Source organism: Streptomyces oceani (genome assembly GCF_001751245.1).
Taxonomy (GTDB): domain Bacteria; phylum Actinomycetota; class Actinomycetes; order Streptomycetales; family Streptomycetaceae; genus Streptomyces; species Streptomyces oceani.
In genome coordinates this window covers 1-16,771 of sequence record NZ_LJGU01000124.1, presented here as the reverse complement: position 1 = coordinate 16,771, position 16,771 = coordinate 1, and the positions used below count along the sequence as shown (strand labels likewise).

Genomic DNA, 16,771 nt, shown 5'->3' with positions numbered 1-16,771 from the left:
GTACGGTACAGCGCGCCCGGCGGCCCTCGACCCGCAGGCCCCGCGGCTCGAAGACCGCGAGCGCGCCGGCGAGCTTGTGGCCTCCGCGCGAGACGTAGTCCGGATCGTCGTCGTCCGGCCGCACCAGCACCGCGGCGCTGGTCGCCACCTGGGTGGCCGCCTTGCCGGCGGGCACGCCACCGACGGTCACCCGGCCAGCGGCGATCAGCTGGCCGGCGTGCTCGCGTGAGCGCGCGAGCTTACGACGGACCAGCTCCGTGTCGAGTCTGCGGCGTTGCGGGCGGGTGGCGGCCACGTGCGGTTCAGCTCCCGGCGTCGTGTGTGTCGAGCGCGGCCAGGGTGTCCCGCAGGCCGCGGTGCACATCCTCGTACACCTCGAGGTGACCGGACACGGCGAGGTGGTCGGCGTCCGCCAGCCGACGCAGTTGGGCGTCCACGGGCGAGTGGCCGGTCGGTTCGGTACCGACCCCGAGCGGACGGGGCGCTTCCGGATCCGCTTCGGTCGGGGCATGCGCTGCGGTGCCCGTTTCCTGTCCGTCCTCGTCCGGTTCGCCCCCGGAGCCCCTGATGCTGTCCGGGGTGTCCGGGTCGGTACGCGCCCCGCTCCCGGCCGGGTCCGCCGCCTGCGACGCCGCCGCCACCTCCGGCGGTCCGGGAGGCCCCGGGTCCGAGTTCGGGCTGGTCTCGGGGGTGCCCGGCCCGGCGGACGGCTGGTCGTTCGGCACCCCCGGCCGGGTGCGCTGCCCGGTGCCGGGCGTCGGCTCGTTCATGCTCCAGACGCTACCCGCTGTGCGGCGGCGATATGGCGTATGGGCGACAGGTGGTCACCCGACGGTCACCGGCCGGTCCTCGCCCCGTCATCGGCGGCGCGCCGGCGGCCCTCCGACGGCGTTCCACGGGCTCTCGGGCGGCACCCGGGCCCGGCTCAGGCGCGGACCCGGTGCCGGGCGGCCGGCACCACCAGCGGGGTCCCCGACTCGGGGTCGTCGATCACCGTGCAGGGCAGTTGGAAGACCTCCTCCACCCGCTCCGCGGTCATCACCTCGGCCGGCTCGCCCTCCGCGACGATCTCCCCGTCCCGCATCGCGATCAGGTGGGTGGCGTAGCGGGCCGCGTGGTTCAGGTCGTGGAGTACGGCCACCACGGTGCGGCCCTCCGCGTGCAGCCCGGCGCACAGGTCCAGCACCTCGATCTGGTGCGCGATGTCGAGATAGGTCGTCGGCTCGTCGAGCAGCAGCAGCGGGGTCTGCTGGGCGAGGGCCATCGCGATCCACACGCGCTGCCGCTGGCCGCCGGAGAGCTCCGCCACGAAGCGGTCGGCCAGCTCCGCGACCCCGGTCGAGGCCATCGACTCGGACACGACGCGCTCGTCCGTACGGGACCACTGCCGCAGTACCCCCTGGTGCGGGTACCGGCCGCGGGCCACCAGGTCAGCCACCGTGATGCCGTCCGGCGCGACGGACGCCTGCGGCAGCAGGCCCAGCGTACGGGCGACCTGCTTCGGCGGGAGCCGGTGGATGTCGGAGCCGTCCAGCAGCACGGAGCCCGCCGCCGGTTTCAGCATCCGGGAGAGCGCCCGCAGCAGCGTCGACTTGCCGCAGGCGTTCGGCCCGACGATCACGGTGAAGGACTCGTCGGGCACGGCGACGTCCAGGTCCCGGGCGATGGTGCGTTGGTCGTAGCCGAGTGTCAGCCCGTCTCCGTGCAAGCGTGTACCGGCGGTTGCGTCCATGTCCGTGGTCCTCTCAGTTCTCCCGTGGCCGGTTCTGCCCTGGCCGGTTCTGCCCTGGCGGCCGTACGCGGCTGCTGTGGGATCCGTCGTCCGCTGCCCGTACGTCAAATCCGTCCCGCCCTGCGCTCGGTGGCCAGCAACCACACCAGATAGCCGCCGCCCAGTACGCCGGTGATGACGCCGACCGGCAACTCGTGGCCCGTGAAGGCCCGTTGCGCCACCAGGTCGGCGAGCACCAGCAGGGCCGAGCCGAGACAGGCGGCGGGCAGCAGGTTCGGGCCGGGTGCCTTCGTCAGCCGACGCGCCAGCTGCGGCGCCACCAACGCGACGAAGGCCACCGGACCGGCCGCCGCCGCCCCGAAGCTGACCAGCAGCACCGCCGCCGCCAGCGCGGCCAACCGCACCCGGTCCACCCGCACCCCGAGGGCGTACGCTGTGTCGTCGCCCATCTCCAGCATGTGCAGCGCCCGGGCACAGCCGAGGAGCACCACGGGGAGCAGCACCACCATGGCGCACAACAGGGGGAGTACGTCCTCCCAGCCTCGTCCGTCGAGGCTGCCGGTGAGCCAGAGGACGGCCCGGGCCGCCTCGGAGATCTGCGCGCGGGTCAGCAGGTAGCCGTTGACCCCGGTGAGGATCGCCGTCACACCGATGCCGATGAGGACCAGCCGGTAGCCGTGCAGTCCCTGACGCCAGGAGAGCGCGTAGATCAGCAGCCCGGTGCCGACGCCACCGAGGATCGCGCCGGAGGCGAGGGCGAGACTCCCGCCGCCGAGCAGGGCGATGGCGACGAGTGCCCCGGCGGCCGACCCCTGGGTGAAGCCCAGGATGTCCGGGCTGCCCAGCGGGTTGCGTACGACGGACTGGAAGACGGCTCCGCCCAGCGCCAGCGCGGCGCCCACCAGCAGGCCGGTGGCCACCCGGGGCAGCCGCACCTCCCGCACGATGAACGCGTCGGCCGGGTTCCCCTGGCCGATCAGCGTGCTGAGCACCTGGTCGACGCTCAGCGGATAGTCGCCACCGCCGCTCGCGAGGGTGAACAGCGCGCCCAGCAGGGCCAGCAGCAGGCATCCGGAGCCGACCGCGAGGGCACGCGGCCGGTAGGCGACGGAGAGCCCCCCGGAGGTGCGTAGGACACTCATGTGTGCGCCACCTTCCGCCCACGCACGAAGTAGAGGAAGAACGGGCCGCCGAGCACCGCCGTCACGATCCCCACCTGGAGTTCGGCGGGCCGGGCCACCAGCCGCCCGAGCACGTCGGCGGCCAGCAGCAGCACCGGGGCCAGCACCGCGCAGTACGGCAGCATCCACCGCTGGTCCGGACCGGTGAGGCCGCGCACCAGGTGCGGAACCATCAGGCCGACGAACACGATCGGCCCGCAGGCGGCCGTGGCGGCGCCACAGAGCAGCGTCACCGCCACCATCGCCCCCGCCCGGGTGCGGGCCGGCCGGGAGCCCAGCGCCTGCGCCGATTCGTCCCCGAGCGCCAGCGCGTTGAGCGGCCGGGCGAGCGCGAGCGCCATCAGCGCGCCCAGGACGACGAACGGCAGCAGCTTGGAGGCGGTCTCCGGCCGCGCGCCGACAAGCGAGCCGACGGTCCAGAACCGCATCCGGTCCAGCGAGGCGGTGTCCAGCAACTGCGCCGCGTTGACGTACGACAGCAGCGCCGCGTTCAGTGCCGCGCCGGCGAGCGCCAAGCGTGCCGGGGTGGCGCCGCGCCCGCCGCCGACCACGTACACCACGGCGGAGACGGCGGCGGCGCCCAGGAAGGCGAACCAGACGTACGCGTCGAAGGTGCTGACCTGGAAGACCGACATGGCCGTGACCACGGCGGCTGCGGCGCCGGCGTTGATGCCGAGCAGCCCCGGATCGGCCAGCGGGTTACGGGTCAGCGCCTGCATCACCCCACCCGCCAGACCCAGGGCGACGCCGGCCAGCAGCCCGATCAGAGTCCGGGGCAGCCGCATCTCGTGCACCACGGCGTAGTGCGGGGAAGCATTGTCCAGCAACCCCCGCCACGCCTCCGCCGGACTCAGCGGCTTCGCTCCGAAGGCGAGGCTCAGCACGACCAGCAGGCACAACAGGGCCAGCGCGCCGAGGAGTCCGGCGGCGCGCAACGCGTAACGACCGCGCGTCGGCGCCTCGGCGGGCGCTGTCCCCGGCTCGGCGGGCGCGGGTTTCAGGAGCGTCACGTACGGGGCTCCGTACCTGTCGGAGTGGGGCCGGCCACGGTCGCGGGGCGGGCCATTGGACAAAGACTGTGGTTAGGTTAACCTAACCACAGTTCGCAGCCCATCGGGCCCACGGTATCGAGGCATTGAAGCCCTGGGACCGTCTGTCGGCTGTCCGCCCGCACACCTGAGGAAGACGTCCCATGGCACGCTCCCACACTCCTCGCCTCACCCGCCGAGGTCTGCTCGCCGCCGGAGGCGCGGCCGGGCTCGGCGCGCTGCTCACCGCCTGCGGGGACGGCGGAGGTTCGGACTCGGGGGGTGGCGGCTCCTGGTCGTTCACGGACGACCGGAAGAAGAAGGTCTCACTGAAGGGCCGACCGGAACGCGTCGTCGCGTACGTCGGGACGGCCGCGGCGCTGCACGACTTCGGCGTCGACAAGCGGCTGGTCGGGGTCTTCGGCCCGACGAAGCTCGCCAACGGCCAACCCGACCCGCAGGCCGGCGACCTCCCCGTGGACCGCCTGGAGGTCATCGGCAGCGCGTTCGGGGAGTTCGACATCGAGAGGTACGCGAAGCTCCGGCCGGACGTGCTGATCGCCCCCAGCTACCAGCCCGGCAAGTTGTGGTTCGTCCCGGAGGAGAGCAAGGAGAAGATCCTCGAACTCGCCCCCGGTATCGCCCTCAAGGCATCCCAGGTCTCGCTGTCGAGGGTCATCCGACGACACGGCGAGCTCGCCGGGGCGCTCGGCGCCGACCTCGAGGCGAAGAAGGTCAGTGAGGCCAAGCGGCGCTTCGAGAAGGCCGCCGAGACACTGCGCGAGACGGCCGAGGAGCGCGGCGGACTCAAGGTGCTGGCCACCTCCGGGAGCCGCGACCTGTTCTACGTCGCCACCCCGAAGACGAACGCCGACCTGATATTCCTGCGCGAGCTGGGAGTCGAGGTTGTGGTCCCGGACAAGGTCGACAAGGACGGCTACTTCGAGCCGCTGAGCTGGGAGAACGCCGACAAGTACGGCGCCGACGTGATCATGCTGGACAACCGTGGTCAGGCGCTCCAACCCGAGGCCCTACGGAAGAAGCCCACTTGGACGGAACTGCCGGCCGTGCAGGCCGACCAGGTCATCCCCTGGGCCTACGAACCCCGATTCTCCTATCAGGGGTCGCTCCCGCTACTGGAGAAGCTGGCCAGCACCCTGCGGGAGGCCGGGAAGGTGCGCTGACCCGCCGCCCCACGCTGGCCGGGAGCGCGACTCGCGGATCCGAAGCCGGAAGCCGTACGAACCACCGAGCCCACGACCAGCCCGAAGACAGCACCTCACCGGACCGAAGACAGCACCACGAGCAGCACCGTGAACCGACCGACCGGAGCCGGCCCGCCCCAGGCGAGGACCCGGCCCGTCAGCCCAGCACAGGAGGCTCCCCATGAGCATCGCGGCGCCCGAAGCCCCCGCCCTGCCCTTCGCGTTCTTCGAACTCAGCGTCGTGCGCTCCCGACTGGTCTCGCCCTCCATGATGCGGGTCACGCTCGGCGGCGCACGGTTGTCGGACTTCGTCTCCGGCGGCCGGGACCAACGCGTCAAGCTGTTCCTTCCGCACCCGCACCAGAGCGCCCCGGTGGTGCCGACCGAGTGCGGCGCCGACTGGTTCCCCGCGTGGCGTGCCATGGACGCAGGCGAGCGCGCCGTGATGCGCTCCTACACCGTGCGCGAACTGCGTCGTGAACCGGACGAGTTGGACATTGACTTCGTGCTGCACGGCCTGGACTCCGAGAGCGCCGGAAGTGCCGGAGGCATCCGGAGTGCCGCGGGTACGACCTGCGCCGCCGGCCCCGCCGCGCGCTGGGCGGCGCACGCGCGACCCGGCGACCGGGTCACGGTCTTCGCCCCCACTGTGCGGGACAACGCCGCCGTGGACTTCCGGCCGCCGGACGGCACCGACTGGGTGCTGCTCAGCGCGGACGAGACCGCGCTGCCGGCGGTCGCCGGAATCCTCGACTGGCTGCCGGCGGGTACCCCGGTCAAGGCGCTGTTGGAGGTGCCGCACGCGGCGGACAAGCAGCCGCTCCCCAGCGCCGCGAACACCGATGTCACCTGGCTCGTACGAGACGAGGCGCCGACCGGCGTGGCCCGCGGCCAGGTCGCGCTGGACGCGCTGCGCGCGGCCGAACTGCCGGCCGGTGCTCGACCGTACGCCTGGATCGCCGGCGAGGCCGGCACCGTCAAGACGCTGCGGCGGCACCTCGTCCAGGAGCGCGGATTCGACCGCAAGGCGGTGAAGTTCACCGGCTACTGGCGACTCGGCTCCGCCGAGGAGCAGTTGGTGGAGGAGGCGGTGGCGGGCAATCCGGTCAACCCGGTCAACGAGGGGGACTGACCCCGCCACGGCATGCCGCGCCCGGACACGCCAGGGCGAACGACTCTGACGGCCCGCCCGCTTCGGTCGCCCGTCGGGTTCGCCCACGCTCAGTAGCCCAGCCGCGCCAGGGACATGGCCGTGTCCGGTCGCGGTCCGTCGGTCTCCCCGGTGGCCTCGGGGGTCTGGGGGGCCACCGGGGTCTCGGGGGCCTCGGGGGCTCCGGTGACTCCCGCACCGTCCGCCGCCGCCCAGGCGGCCCGACACAGCGCCCGCAGCCCGTCCAGCGGCTCGCCGTCCCCCCGTAGGCGTACGCCGTCCCGGCCTGCCACCGCGGTCCAGCCGCCGCAGTCGAACCCGCGGCCGGCGGAACCGGTGACCACCGGCTGCGGTGCCAGCAGGCCACGCAGATCCGCGGCGAGGTAGCTGGGGCGGTGCCGGGGCCGCGCGCCCGGCAGTTGGGCGGCGCCGGTCACGCCGGTCAGCACCAGCAGCGAGTCCACCCCGCCCGCGTGCGCGCCCTCGATGTCGGTGTCCAACCGGTCCCCCACCACCAGGGGCCGCCGGGCGTCCGTACGCAGTACGGTCTCCCGGTGCATCGACGGCTGTGGCTTCCCGGCCACCACCGGCTCCGGAGGCTCCCGCATCCACCGGGTCGCGCCGCGTACGACCTCGACAGCCGCGCCGTTGCCCGGGGCGATGCCGCGACCACTGGGCACCGTCAGGTCCGTGTTCGAGGCGAACCACGGCAGGCCGCGCCCGACCGCGAGCGCCGCCTCCGTGAGCACGCCCCAGGAGAGCTCCGCACCGCCGTAGCCCTGCACCACCGCCTCCGGAGCGTCCTCGGCGGAGTCCACGGGCACCAACCCCCGCTCGACCAGCGCCACCCGCAGACCCGCGCCCCCCGCGCACAGCACGCGCGCCCCCGCGGCCAACCGATCCGCGATCAGCCGCGCCACCGCCTGTGCCGAGGTGACCACGTCCTCGGGCGTGGCCGGCACGCCCAGTTGGGTCAGGTGGGCCGCGACGTCCTGGGGCGTACGGGCGGCGTTGTTGGTGACGTACGCCAGCCGCATCCCGTCCGCCCGGACCCGCTCCAGCGCCGGCACGGCGTACGGCACGGGCGCGCCGCCCGCGTAGACCACACCGTCCAGATCCAGCAGGGCGGTGTCGTACGCCTCGTGCAGCGGCCGGTCGGATGACTGCAGCAAGATGTCGCTCCTCTGTTGTCCGCTTCCTGCCACCGATGATCCCCCAGCGGGCCGGGAGGCATCGGCCGGGGCGGCCTAGCATGCAGTGATGCGCAGTTCCGGTCTCCATCTGAGCCCCTTCCGCGGCCTGCGGTACGCCGCGAGGCGGGTCAACAGCCTCGCCGCCGTGCTGTCCCCGCCGTACGACGTGGTGGTGCGGCCGGACGGAGTGGCACATCTGGAGACCGCCGACCCGCACAACATCGTTCGGCTGATCCTCCCGCACGCCCCGGACCCGGCCACCCGCCACCACCAGGCGGCCGACACGCTGTGTCGCTGGCAGCGGGAGGGCGTGCTGGAGCGGGACGAGGCACCCACGCTGTACGTCTACGAGCAGCGGCACGGCGAGGTGCTACAGCGGGGCCTCATCGGGGCGCTGCGGCTGGACGGTCCGGTGCTGCCGCACGAGGACGTGGTGCCGGAGATCGTGGCAGACCGCGCGGATCTGATGCGGGAGGCGGCGGCGCAGTTCGAACCGCTGCTGTTGGCGTATGACGGTGCCGGCGACGACGCGTCCGGCGACGCCTCGGCGGTCATCGAGCGGACCGTCGAGGAGGCGGCGCCGCTGTTCGCCGCGACGACGGAGGACGGCTGGAGTCATCGACTGTGGGCCGTGACCGACCCGGAGGAACTGGCCGCCGTCGACGCCGGGCTGCGCCGCCAGGAGGCGTTGATCGCCGACGGTCACCACCGGTGGGCGACCTACCTCCGGCTGCGCGAGGAGCGTCCGGGGCGGGCTGACTGGGAGCGTGGCCTGGTGCTGCTGGTCGACTCGGCGCGATACCCGCTGCGGGTCCGGGCCATCCACCGGGTGCTGCCCCGGCTGCCGTTGGACAGCGCGGTCGCCGCGTCGGAGGGGCTCTTCCGCTGCCGTACGGTCGACGGGTCACTGCCGGACGCGCTGGCCGCGCTGGAGCGGACGACGGGGAACGCCTTCCTGCTCTCCGGCGGCCGGGGCTCGTTCAGGCTGCTGGACCGCCCCGATCCGGCGCTGCTGGAGCGGGCCGTACGAACCGACCGGCCGGCGGGCTGGCGGCGGCTGGACGCCACCGTGCTGCACTCCGTGCTGCTGGACGCGGTCTGGCAGGTCCCGGACCGGCCCTCGGACATCAGCTACCTCCACTCCGCCGAGGCGGCGGTGGACAAGGCACACGAGCACGGCGGCACGGCCGTCCTGCTGCGGGCCGTCCGGGAGGAGACCGTGCGGGAACTGGCCGACCAGGGGGTCATGATGCCGCGCAAGTCCACCTCGTTCGGACCCAAGCCGGCGTCCGGGGTGGTGCTCCGGCTGCTCGGCGACGAGCCCGCCTGAGCCGCCACCGGGCCGATCGAGCCGGGCCGGGCCGAGCTTGCCTGCCCCGCCGAGCCGGCCTGATCCGGGGCCCACCGGCCCGTACGTTCGGCGCCGTTGAGCCACTGACGCTGGCTGCCCGGAGCGTCCGGACCCGTCCCCCCAGGGGGCGTACACACGCTCCCAGCATTAGGTTAGGCTACCCTTGCTTCGCTGTACGGCGGGCGGGAACTCCCCCGTCCGTCCCGCCCAGCGTGCTCAAGTCGCCGTCAGGAAGGGCAACTCATGAGTCTCCTCGCGCACTCGCCCGAGGACCCGTCCCCCAGGAGTGCGCCGGGGACCGAGGACGACCGGTCATACCTGCTGGGCCATGCCCGCACGGAGTTCTACCAGCGCTCGGTGACGGAGGGAGTCGGTCGGGTGGCCGCCAAACTCGACGCGGCCGAGCGGCCGTTCACCGGCGTCACTCCCGCGGAGCTGGCGCCGGAGGTGGGCCGTGTCGACCTGGACCAGCCGCTGGGCGACTCCGCCGCGGCGCTCGACGAGTTGGAGCGGGTCTACCTGCGGGACGCGGTCTACTTCCACCACCCGCGCTACCTCGCCCATCTGAACTGCCCGGTGGTCATCCCCGCGGTGGTCGCGGAAGCCGTGCTCTCCGCCGTCAACTCCTCGCTGGACACCTGGGACCAGAGCGCCGGCGGCACCCTCATCGAACGTCGACTCATCGACTGGACGGCACAACGCCTCGGCCTCGGCAGGGCCGCGGACGGGATCTTCACCAGCGGCGGCACCCAGTCCAACCTGCAGGCGCTGCTGCTCGCCCGGGAGGAGGCGTGCCGGCTCGAGCGGAAGAACGCCGCCGTGCCGCCGCCCCGGTCCGGGGTCCTGCCGAGGCTGCGGATCCTCACCTCCGAGTGCAGCCACTTCAGCGTCACCAAGGCCGCCATGCTGCTCGGGCTGGACGCCGAAGCGGTCGTGTCGGTGCCCTGCGACCAGGACCGGCGCATGCTCCCGGTGGCGCTCACCCACGAGTTGGAGCGCCTCCGACAGGCGGACCTGGTGCCGATGGCCGTGGTCGCCACCGCCGGCACCACCGACTTCGGGAGCATCGACCCGCTCCCCGAACTCGCCCGGGTCTGCCGGGACTCCGGCATCTGGCTGCACGTCGACGCGGCGTACGGATGTGGGCTGCTCACGTCCCGTCACCGCCCTCTGCTGGACGGCATCGAGGAAGCCGACTCGGTCACGGTCGACTACCACAAGTCGTTCTTCCAGCCGGTCAGCTCCAGTGCGCTGCTGGTCCGGGACCATACGACGCTGCGCCACGCGACATATCACGCCGACTATCTCAACCCGGCCCGCAACGCCGAACGCGTCCCCAATCAGGTCGACAAGTCGCTCCAGACCACACGTCGATTCGACGCCCTGAAGCTCTGGATGACGCTGCGCGTCATGGGCGCCGACGCCGTAGGCCGGCTCTTCGACCAGGTGCTGGAGCGTACGGCCGCGGCCTGGGAGATCCTGACCGCCGACCCGCGGTTCGAGGTGGTCACACGCCCGCAGCTGAGCACGCTGGTGTTCCGCTGGCTGCCCGGGGACGGCACCGATCCGGCGCAGGCGGGGCTCTGCGATCGCGCCAACCTGCACGCCCGTGAGGCCCTGTTCGCCTCGGGTGAGGGTGTCGTCGCGAGCACCGTGGTGGACGACCGGCACTATCTGAAGTTCACCCTGCTCAACCCGGACACCGAGTTGTCCGACATCACCGCCGTGCTGGAACTGCTCGCCGAACACGCCGGCGCGTACCTCGCCCGACACGCCACGCCGGACCGTGCGGAGCTGTCGCCCGGCGACCGGCAGGCCAGCTGAGCCCCCGTCACCTCGCCCGTACGCCCACGCGCGTCCGTACGCCCACGCACGTCCGTACGCCCGGCGCGCGCGTCCGCGTGCCCTCGACCGTCCACTCCACCGGAGACCCCACGTGTCCACAGCTCCCCCGCACGCACGATCGGCCCCGCACGACTTCGTCGCCATCGGGCTGGGTCCGTTCAACCTCGGGCTGGCCGCCCTCAGCGAGCCGATCGAGGAACTCGATGGCCTGTTCCTGGAGAGCCGTCCGGGCTTCGACTGGCACCCCGGAATGCTGCTGGAGAGCAGCACGTTGCAAACGCCGTTCCTGGCTGACCTGGTCACCCTGGCCGACCCCACCTCGCCGTACTCCTTCCTGAACTACCTCAAGGAGGTGGGACGGCTCTACCCGTTCTACATCCGCGAGAGCTTCTATCCGCTGCGCACCGAGTACAACGACTACTGCCGATGGGTCGCGGACAAACTCTCCAGCATCCGCTTCGGGCAGCGGGTCACGACCGTGGAGTACGCCCCGGACGAGGGCCTCTACCTGGTGCACGCGGTCGACACCGACACAGGGGCGTCCGCGGTCCACCGGACGCGCAAGCTGGTGCTCGGCACCGGCACTCCGCCGTACGTCCCCGAGGCGTGCCGCGACCTCGGCGGCGACCTGGTGCACAACTCGGCCTACCTGCGGCACAAGGACGCCCTGCAGGCCAAGGACAGCATCACCCTCGTCGGCAGTGGGCAGAGCGCCGCCGAGATCTACCACGACCTGCTGCAGGACATAGACCGGCACGGCTACCAGCTCAACTGGGTCACCAGGTCACCGCGGTTCTTCCCGCTGGAGTACACCAAGCTCACCCTGGAGATGACCTCACCGGAGTACGCCGACTACGTCCACGCGCTGCCCGCCGACACCCGGGACCGGCTGGTGGGCTCGCAGAAGAACCTCTACAAGGGCATCAACTCCGAACTGATCGACGGGATCTTCGACCTGCTCTACCAGAAGAGCGGGCGCGGGCCGTGCCCCACCCGGCTGATGACCAACACCACGCTGACCGGCGCGCACTACTCCGAGAGCGACGGCTCGTACACCCTGCACCTGCGGCAGCGGGAACAGCGGCGGGACTTCCTCCTGCGCAGCCAGGGTCTCGTCCTCGCCACCGGCTACCGCTACCAGACCCCGGACTTCCTCGCCCCCGTCCGGGACCGGATCAGGTGGGACGAGCAGGGCCGCTTCGCCGTGCGGCGGAACTACAGCATCGACACCGCCGGCCAGGAGATCTACGTGCAGAACGCCGAACTGCACACCCACGGATTCGTCGCGCCCGACCTGGGCATGGGCGCCTACCGCAACTCCTGCGTCATCCGCGAGCTGCTCGGCCGCGAGCACTATCCCGTCGAGCGCTCCATAGCCTTCCAGGAGTTCGCCGCGCCCACAGACGGCACCCCCACGGATGACGAGCCGGACACGCCCGCGGGACCCACCGGAGCACGGGCATGAGCGCGCCCCGGCCCCAACCAGTCTTCAGCCGCTCGGACCCCCGACTCGGGGAACTCTCGCTGCGGCCGGTCGATCCGTACGGCGACGCGGAACTGCTGCATCGCTGGGTGACCCACCCCAAGGCCGTGTACTGGATGCTGCAGGAGGCGGAACCACCGGATGTCGAGCGTGAGTTCCTGGACATCGCGGCACGCGAGGGACATGACGCCTTCCTCGGTCTGCACGAGGGCTCGCCCGCCTTCCTGGTCGAGCGCTACGCCCCGGAGCAGGAGCTGGGCGAGGTGTACTCCGTCCGCCCCGGCGACCTCGGCATGCACTTCCTGTGCGCCCCCACGGAACGGCCGCTGCACGGCTTCACCCGCGCGGTGATCGTCACGGTGATGGAGTTCCTGTTCGCCGACCCCGCGATCGACCGGATCGTGGTCGAACCCGACGTACGCAACACCGCCGTCCACACGCTGAACGCGACGGTCGGGTTCCGGATCGAGCGAACCGTGCCGCTGCCCGGCAAAGAGGCGTATCTGAGCACCTGCACCCGCGACCAGTACCTGGCCAGCCAAGGAGATAGTCGATGACTCCCCGCCACACGCCCCTCTCCGCCGAGGCGGCCGTCGCCCACCTCACTCCGGAGCGTTGGGAGCACGCCAACCGGCTGCTCGTACGCAAGACGCTGGCCGAGTTCGCGCACGAACGGCTACTGGAGCCGCGGCCGACGGCCGACGGGCACTACCGGATACGCAGCGACGAGGGGGATATCGAGTACTCCTTCGCGGCCACCGTGCTCAGCCTCGAGCACTGGCACGTCGACGCGTCCAGCATTGCCCGGCGCCGGGTCCGTACGCCCGAGGCGGGCGGTTCGGCGGACGGCTCGGCGCAAGCAGGCGGCGTCGCCGCTTCGGACTCACTGCCGCTCGACGCCCTCGAGCTGATCACCGAACTGCGCGAGACGCTGGGCCTGAGTCCCCAGGTACTGCCGGTCTACCTCGAGGAGATCAGCTCGACCCTGTCCGGCACCGCCTTCAAGCTCGCCCAGGAGCAGCTCGACGCGCCGGAACTGGCACGGGCCGACTTCCAGCGCGTCGAGGCAGGGATGACCGAAGGGCACCCCTGCTTCGTGGCGAACAACGGGCGGCTCGGCTTCGACCTGGCGGAATACCACGCGTACGCGCCGGAGGCCGGTGCGCCCGTACGTCTGGCCTGGTTGGCGGCCGACCGCCGGTACGCCACCTTCACCGCCTCCGCCGGCCTCATGGAGGAGGAGTTGCTGCGCGAGGAACTCGACCCGCAGACGCGGGAACGATTCGACGACCGGCTGAGGGAACTGGGTCTCCGGCCGGCGGACTACCAGCTCATCCCCGTACACCCCTGGCAGTGGTGGAACAAGCTGTCCGTGACCTTCGCCGCCGAGGTGGCCCGACGCCGCCTCGTCTTCCTCGGGCACGGCGACGACGAGCACCAGGCCCAGCAGTCCATCCGCACCTTCTTCAACACCAGCCGACCGTCCCGGCACTACGTCAAGACGGCCCTGTCGGTGCTGAACATGGGCTTCCTGCGGGGGCTGTCCGCCGCCTACATGAAGGCCACCCCGGCGATCAACGACTGGCTGCACGAACTGGTCGCCCAGGACCCCGTACTACGGGCGAGCGGCCTGGCAATACTGCGGGAGCGGGCCGCGGTCGGATACCACCCGGAAGTGTACGAAGCCGCCTGCGAGAAGTCCTCGCCGTATCTGAAGATGCTCGCCGCGCTCTGGCGGGAGAGTCCCGTTCCGTTGCTCGGAGCGGGCGAGCGGCTGGTCACCATGGCCTCATTGCTGCACACCGACCGGCACGGCGGATCATTCGCCGTCGCCCTGATCCGGGAGTCCGGGTTGGAGCCCGCCGACTGGCTCCGCCGCTATCTCGACACCTACCTGACGCCGCTGCTGCACTGCTTCTACGCCTACGAGTTGGTCTTCATGCCGCACGGGGAGAACGTCATCCTGGTGCTGGACCAACACGGCGTACCCCAGCGAGCCCTCTTCAAGGACATCGCGGAGGAGATCGCCGTCATGTCCCCGGAGACACCGCTGCCACCCGAGGTGGAGCGCATCCGGGCGGAGGTGCCGGCGGACATGAAGGTGCTGTCGCTCTTCACGGACGTCTTCGACTGCTTCTTCCGGTTCCTCAACGGCCTTCTGGCGGTGGACGGCATCCTCGACGAGGACACCTTCTGGACGACTGTGGCGGACTGTGTCACCGACTATCAGAAGTCCGCCCCTCACCTGGCGGAACGCTTCGAACGGTACGACCTGTTCTGCCCGGACTTCGCGCTCTCGGCGCTCAACCGCCTACAACTGCGCGACAACCAGCAGATGGTCGATCTGCAGGATCCCGCGGGCGCGCTGCAACTGGTCGGCACGCTGGCCAATCCGATCGCCCCGTACGCCTGAACCGGAGCGGGGCCGAGGTCCTCGGCTCCGCTCTCACGGTCCGTGGCTCGTCAGTCCTCCGTACCGCCGGGCGCCGACCCGTCCGTACCATCGGTGCGGTTCGGATTCTGGGGTGCCACCGCGGTCTCGGCCTCGGTGGCCCCAGCGGCGTGTGGGGAGTCACCGGGGGAGCCGGCTGCGCGGGGCTTCGAGGCTGCGACCGTCTCCGCTTCCTCGGCGGCTTCTTCCGCTGCCTCCGCCTCGTCCGCTTCCGCTTCGTCGAGCGCGTCGACGAACTCGATGCCGTCCAGCTCCGCGAGCCGATCCGAGGCGTCGGTGACTCCGCCCTGGTCCGCTTCCACGGCCTTGGCGAACCACTCCCGAGCTTCATCCTCCCGACCGACCTCGAGCAACACGTCCGCGTACGCGTACCGCAGCCGCGCCGACCAGGGCTGTAGGGAGCCCGAGGCCAACTCGGAACTCTGCAAGGTGACCACCGCGGCCTCGGCCTGACCCAGATCCCGACGCGCACCGGCCGCCACCAGTCGCATCTCCACCTGCCCGGCCTTGTCCAGCTGCTGCACCTCGGGCTCGCCAGCCATGGCGAGCGCACGCTCGGGACGGCCGATGCCTCGTTCGCAATCCGCTATCACCGGCCAGAGCTCCACGCCGCCCGTCATACGCCGAGCCGCACGGAACTCCGCCAGTGCCTCCGAGTACTTGCCCACCGCGTACGCCGCGAACCCGGCGGTCTCACGTACCGATGGGACACGGGAGGCCAGACGCAGCGCCACCTTCGCGTAGGCATACGCCTGCTCCGGGTCCTCCTCCAGCAGGCGAGCGGCCATCACCAGGTTCTTCGCGACGTCCTCAGCCAGAGTCCTGGGCAGGCTCAGCAGTTCCTGGCGGACACCCTTGTCGATCTCGTCACCGGTCACGTCCTCGGGAATGCTCAGTCGACGCAGCGGCTCCCGATCCTGCCGCCGGTCATCGCCACGGCGCCTGTCCCGGTCGGCCCGGCCCCCCGGGCGACGGTCCTGATAGCGGCCACCGTCCCGGCTCCGCTCGTCACGTCGGGGACCGCGAGGTGCGCCGCCACGCTCGTCACGCCGCGCGCCACGAGGCCCCCTACCCCGCTCGTCATTCCTGGGCGGGCGGCCCTGGTTTCTGCGGTCGTCGCCCTGCCGGCCCCGTCCCTGTTCCGCGCGCCCCGCTCCGGCCCGCTGACCGTCCCGACCCGCCGGTCGGTCGTCCCGCCGCCGGTCCGCGGAACGTCCCCGGTCGCGATCTCCGCGACCGCCTCCTCCAGAGGCGCGGCTGTCTCGGTCATCTCGGCGGGCGCCCGGGCCGCCGGTACCGCGACCGTACGAGCGATCACCGTCTCGGCCGCGGTTGTCCCCGCCCTGTCCCGTCTGCCGGCGCTCGACCCGGTCCCGGCCGAACTCGCGCCGCTCACCCTGGCGCTCGCCGCCGTATCGGCTTCCCGAGGACGTACGGCCGGAACCGCGCTCGTCGGAACCACGTGGGCGGGAACGCCCGCCTCCCCCGGCAGAATCTCCACGGCGACTGTTCCGGTTGTCGAAGCGCTCCCGCTTGTCGCGGTTCTGGTCGTTTCGATCCCGACCACCACGGTTGCCGGAACCTCCGCGGTGGTCGCCCCGAGGGCCCTGCCCCTGGTTCCGCCGCTGTCCCCGGTCATCACGTCGCCCGGTCGGTCGGCCGTCGCCGCTCCGGCCCTGTCGGGGACCTCCACCACCCTTGTTCCCGGGAGGTTCGTCCCTGCCGGATCGACGCTCGGGTAGACCGTCCGGCGAATTCGTGGACATCGATGTGGGCTCCTGTCTACAGCTACTGCAACATTTCAGCGCAGCCGCAACATCCGGCGCGCACCGATCAAAAAAGCCGCTGGCCCTCAGTGTGAATGCACTGAGGGCCAGCGGCCCTAAGAATTGTTCGGCGGTGTCCTACTCTCCCACACACTCCCGCATGCAGTANTTGTTCGGCGGTGTCCTACTCTCCCACACACTCCCGCATGCAGTACCATCGGCGCTGTAAGGCTTAGCTTCCGGGTTCGGAATGTAACCGGGCGTTTCCCTCACGCTATGACCACCGAAACACGGTGAAACACACACTCTTCACATGTATTCTGGGTGAAGGGTTGTGGTCTCAGAACCCACACAGTGAACGCGAGCATCAATGGTCAAGCCCTCG

14 protein-coding genes and 1 rRNA gene are annotated in these 16,771 nt (G+C 71.6%); 7 read left to right on the top strand and 8 right to left on the bottom strand.

Going from position 1 to position 16,771, the window contains the following annotated elements:
* The 5 genes from AN216_RS13225 to AN216_RS13205 form a co-directional block, all read right to left on the bottom strand.
* On the bottom strand, window positions 1-253 hold a 253-nt coding region (locus AN216_RS13225; RefSeq protein WP_420855731.1), incomplete at its 3' end, for a S4 domain-containing protein.
* A 49-nt stretch (window positions 254-302) separates the two neighbouring features.
* Window positions 303-770: a hypothetical protein gene (locus tag AN216_RS30865; protein ID WP_338059246.1), complete on the bottom strand. Its 468-nt coding sequence runs from the start codon at window positions 768-770 to the stop codon at window positions 303-305.
* A 155-nt stretch (window positions 771-925) separates the two neighbouring features.
* Window positions 926-1,732: an ABC transporter ATP-binding protein gene (locus tag AN216_RS13215; protein WP_070196875.1), complete on the bottom strand. Its 807-nt coding sequence runs from the start codon at window positions 1,730-1,732 to the stop codon at window positions 926-928.
* A 104-nt stretch (window positions 1,733-1,836) separates the two neighbouring features.
* Window positions 1,837-2,874: a FecCD family ABC transporter permease gene (locus tag AN216_RS13210; protein WP_070196874.1), complete on the bottom strand. Its 1,038-nt coding sequence runs from the start codon at window positions 2,872-2,874 to the stop codon at window positions 1,837-1,839.
* Window positions 2,871-3,923 carry a FecCD family ABC transporter permease gene (locus AN216_RS13205; RefSeq protein ID WP_070196873.1) on the bottom strand — a complete coding sequence of 351 codons (1,053 nt, stop codon included), beginning with the start codon at window positions 3,921-3,923 and terminating at the stop codon, window positions 2,871-2,873. The genes AN216_RS13210 and AN216_RS13205 overlap by 4 nt, the downstream gene beginning before the upstream one ends.
* A gap of 182 nt (window positions 3,924-4,105) precedes the next feature.
* On the opposite strand from AN216_RS13205, the gene AN216_RS13200 reads away from it, so the two are divergent.
* Together AN216_RS13200 and AN216_RS13195 are read left to right on the top strand one after the other, a co-directional pair.
* Window positions 4,106-5,125 (top strand): ABC transporter substrate-binding protein, encoded by a 1,020-nt coding sequence (locus AN216_RS13200; protein WP_070196872.1) that lies wholly within the window; start codon window positions 4,106-4,108, stop codon window positions 5,123-5,125.
* A gap of 202 nt (window positions 5,126-5,327) precedes the next feature.
* Window positions 5,328-6,278, top strand: a complete 951-nt coding sequence (locus tag AN216_RS13195) for a siderophore-interacting protein (RefSeq protein ID WP_070196871.1) — start codon at window positions 5,328-5,330, stop codon at window positions 6,276-6,278.
* Window positions 6,279-6,367: 89 nt separating this feature from the next.
* Here AN216_RS13195 and AN216_RS13190 read toward each other — a convergent pair whose 3' ends face one another.
* Window positions 6,368-7,468: an HAD-IIA family hydrolase gene (locus AN216_RS13190; RefSeq protein WP_244502447.1), complete on the bottom strand. Its 1,101-nt coding sequence runs from the start codon at window positions 7,466-7,468 to the stop codon at window positions 6,368-6,370.
* Window positions 7,469-7,556: 88 nt separating this feature from the next.
* On the opposite strand from AN216_RS13190, the gene AN216_RS13185 reads away from it, so the two are divergent.
* The 5 genes from AN216_RS13185 (at window position 7,557) to AN216_RS13165 (ending at window position 14,581) form a co-directional block, all read left to right on the top strand.
* Window positions 7,557-8,819 (top strand): DUF1015 family protein, encoded by a 1,263-nt coding sequence (locus AN216_RS13185; RefSeq protein ID WP_070196870.1) that lies wholly within the window; start codon window positions 7,557-7,559, stop codon window positions 8,817-8,819.
* Between the two features lie 264 nt (window positions 8,820-9,083).
* Window positions 9,084-10,664, top strand: a complete 1,581-nt coding sequence (locus tag AN216_RS13180; protein WP_070196869.1) for a pyridoxal phosphate-dependent decarboxylase family protein — start codon at window positions 9,084-9,086, stop codon at window positions 10,662-10,664.
* Window positions 10,665-10,776: 112 nt separating this feature from the next.
* Window positions 10,777-12,150 (top strand): lysine N(6)-hydroxylase/L-ornithine N(5)-oxygenase family protein, encoded by a 1,374-nt coding sequence (locus AN216_RS13175; protein ID WP_079166549.1) that lies wholly within the window; start codon window positions 10,777-10,779, stop codon window positions 12,148-12,150.
* Window positions 12,147-12,725 carry a GNAT family N-acetyltransferase gene (locus tag AN216_RS13170; protein ID WP_070196868.1) on the top strand — a complete coding sequence of 193 codons (579 nt, stop codon included), beginning with the start codon at window positions 12,147-12,149 and terminating at the stop codon, window positions 12,723-12,725. Before AN216_RS13175 ends, AN216_RS13170 begins: the two co-directional genes overlap by 4 nt.
* Window positions 12,722-14,581, top strand: a complete 1,860-nt coding sequence (locus AN216_RS13165) for an IucA/IucC family protein (RefSeq protein WP_070196867.1) — start codon at window positions 12,722-12,724, stop codon at window positions 14,579-14,581. Before AN216_RS13170 ends, AN216_RS13165 begins: the two co-directional genes overlap by 4 nt.
* A gap of 50 nt (window positions 14,582-14,631) precedes the next feature.
* Here the strand turns inward: AN216_RS13165 and AN216_RS13160 are convergent, their stop codons facing one another.
* Together AN216_RS13160 and rrf are read right to left on the bottom strand one after the other, a co-directional pair.
* Window positions 14,632-15,525, bottom strand: coding sequence for a tetratricopeptide repeat protein (locus AN216_RS13160; RefSeq protein WP_244502448.1), 894 nt, complete (start codon window positions 15,523-15,525; stop codon window positions 14,632-14,634).
* A gap of 1,032 nt (window positions 15,526-16,557) precedes the next feature.
* Window positions 16,558-16,674: ribosomal RNA gene (gene rrf, locus AN216_RS13155) — 5S ribosomal RNA — on the bottom strand.
* Window positions 16,675-16,771: the final 97 nt, after the last annotated feature.

What these genes read in the sequence shown, in the direction of transcription:
- AN216_RS30865 (WP_338059246.1), bottom strand. Translation starts at nt 770, where the DNA reads ATGAACGAGCCGACGCCCGGCACCGGGCAGCGCACCCGGCCGGGGGTG.
- AN216_RS13215 (WP_070196875.1), bottom strand. Translation starts at nt 1,732, where the DNA reads ATGGACGCAACCGCCGGTACACGCTTGCACGGAGACGGGCTGACACTC.
- AN216_RS13210 (WP_070196874.1), bottom strand. Translation starts at nt 2,874, where the DNA reads ATGAGTGTCCTACGCACCTCCGGGGGGCTCTCCGTCGCCTACCGGCCG.
- AN216_RS13200 (WP_070196872.1), top strand. Translation starts at nt 4,106, where the DNA reads ATGGCACGCTCCCACACTCCTCGCCTCACCCGCCGAGGTCTGCTCGCC.
- AN216_RS13195 (WP_070196871.1), top strand. Translation starts at nt 5,328, where the DNA reads ATGAGCATCGCGGCGCCCGAAGCCCCCGCCCTGCCCTTCGCGTTCTTC.
- AN216_RS13185 (WP_070196870.1), top strand. Translation starts at nt 7,557, where the DNA reads ATGCGCAGTTCCGGTCTCCATCTGAGCCCCTTCCGCGGCCTGCGGTAC.
- AN216_RS13180 (WP_070196869.1), top strand. Translation starts at nt 9,084, where the DNA reads ATGAGTCTCCTCGCGCACTCGCCCGAGGACCCGTCCCCCAGGAGTGCG.
- AN216_RS13170 (WP_070196868.1), top strand. Translation starts at nt 12,147, where the DNA reads ATGAGCGCGCCCCGGCCCCAACCAGTCTTCAGCCGCTCGGACCCCCGA.
- AN216_RS13165 (WP_070196867.1), top strand. Translation starts at nt 12,722, where the DNA reads ATGACTCCCCGCCACACGCCCCTCTCCGCCGAGGCGGCCGTCGCCCAC.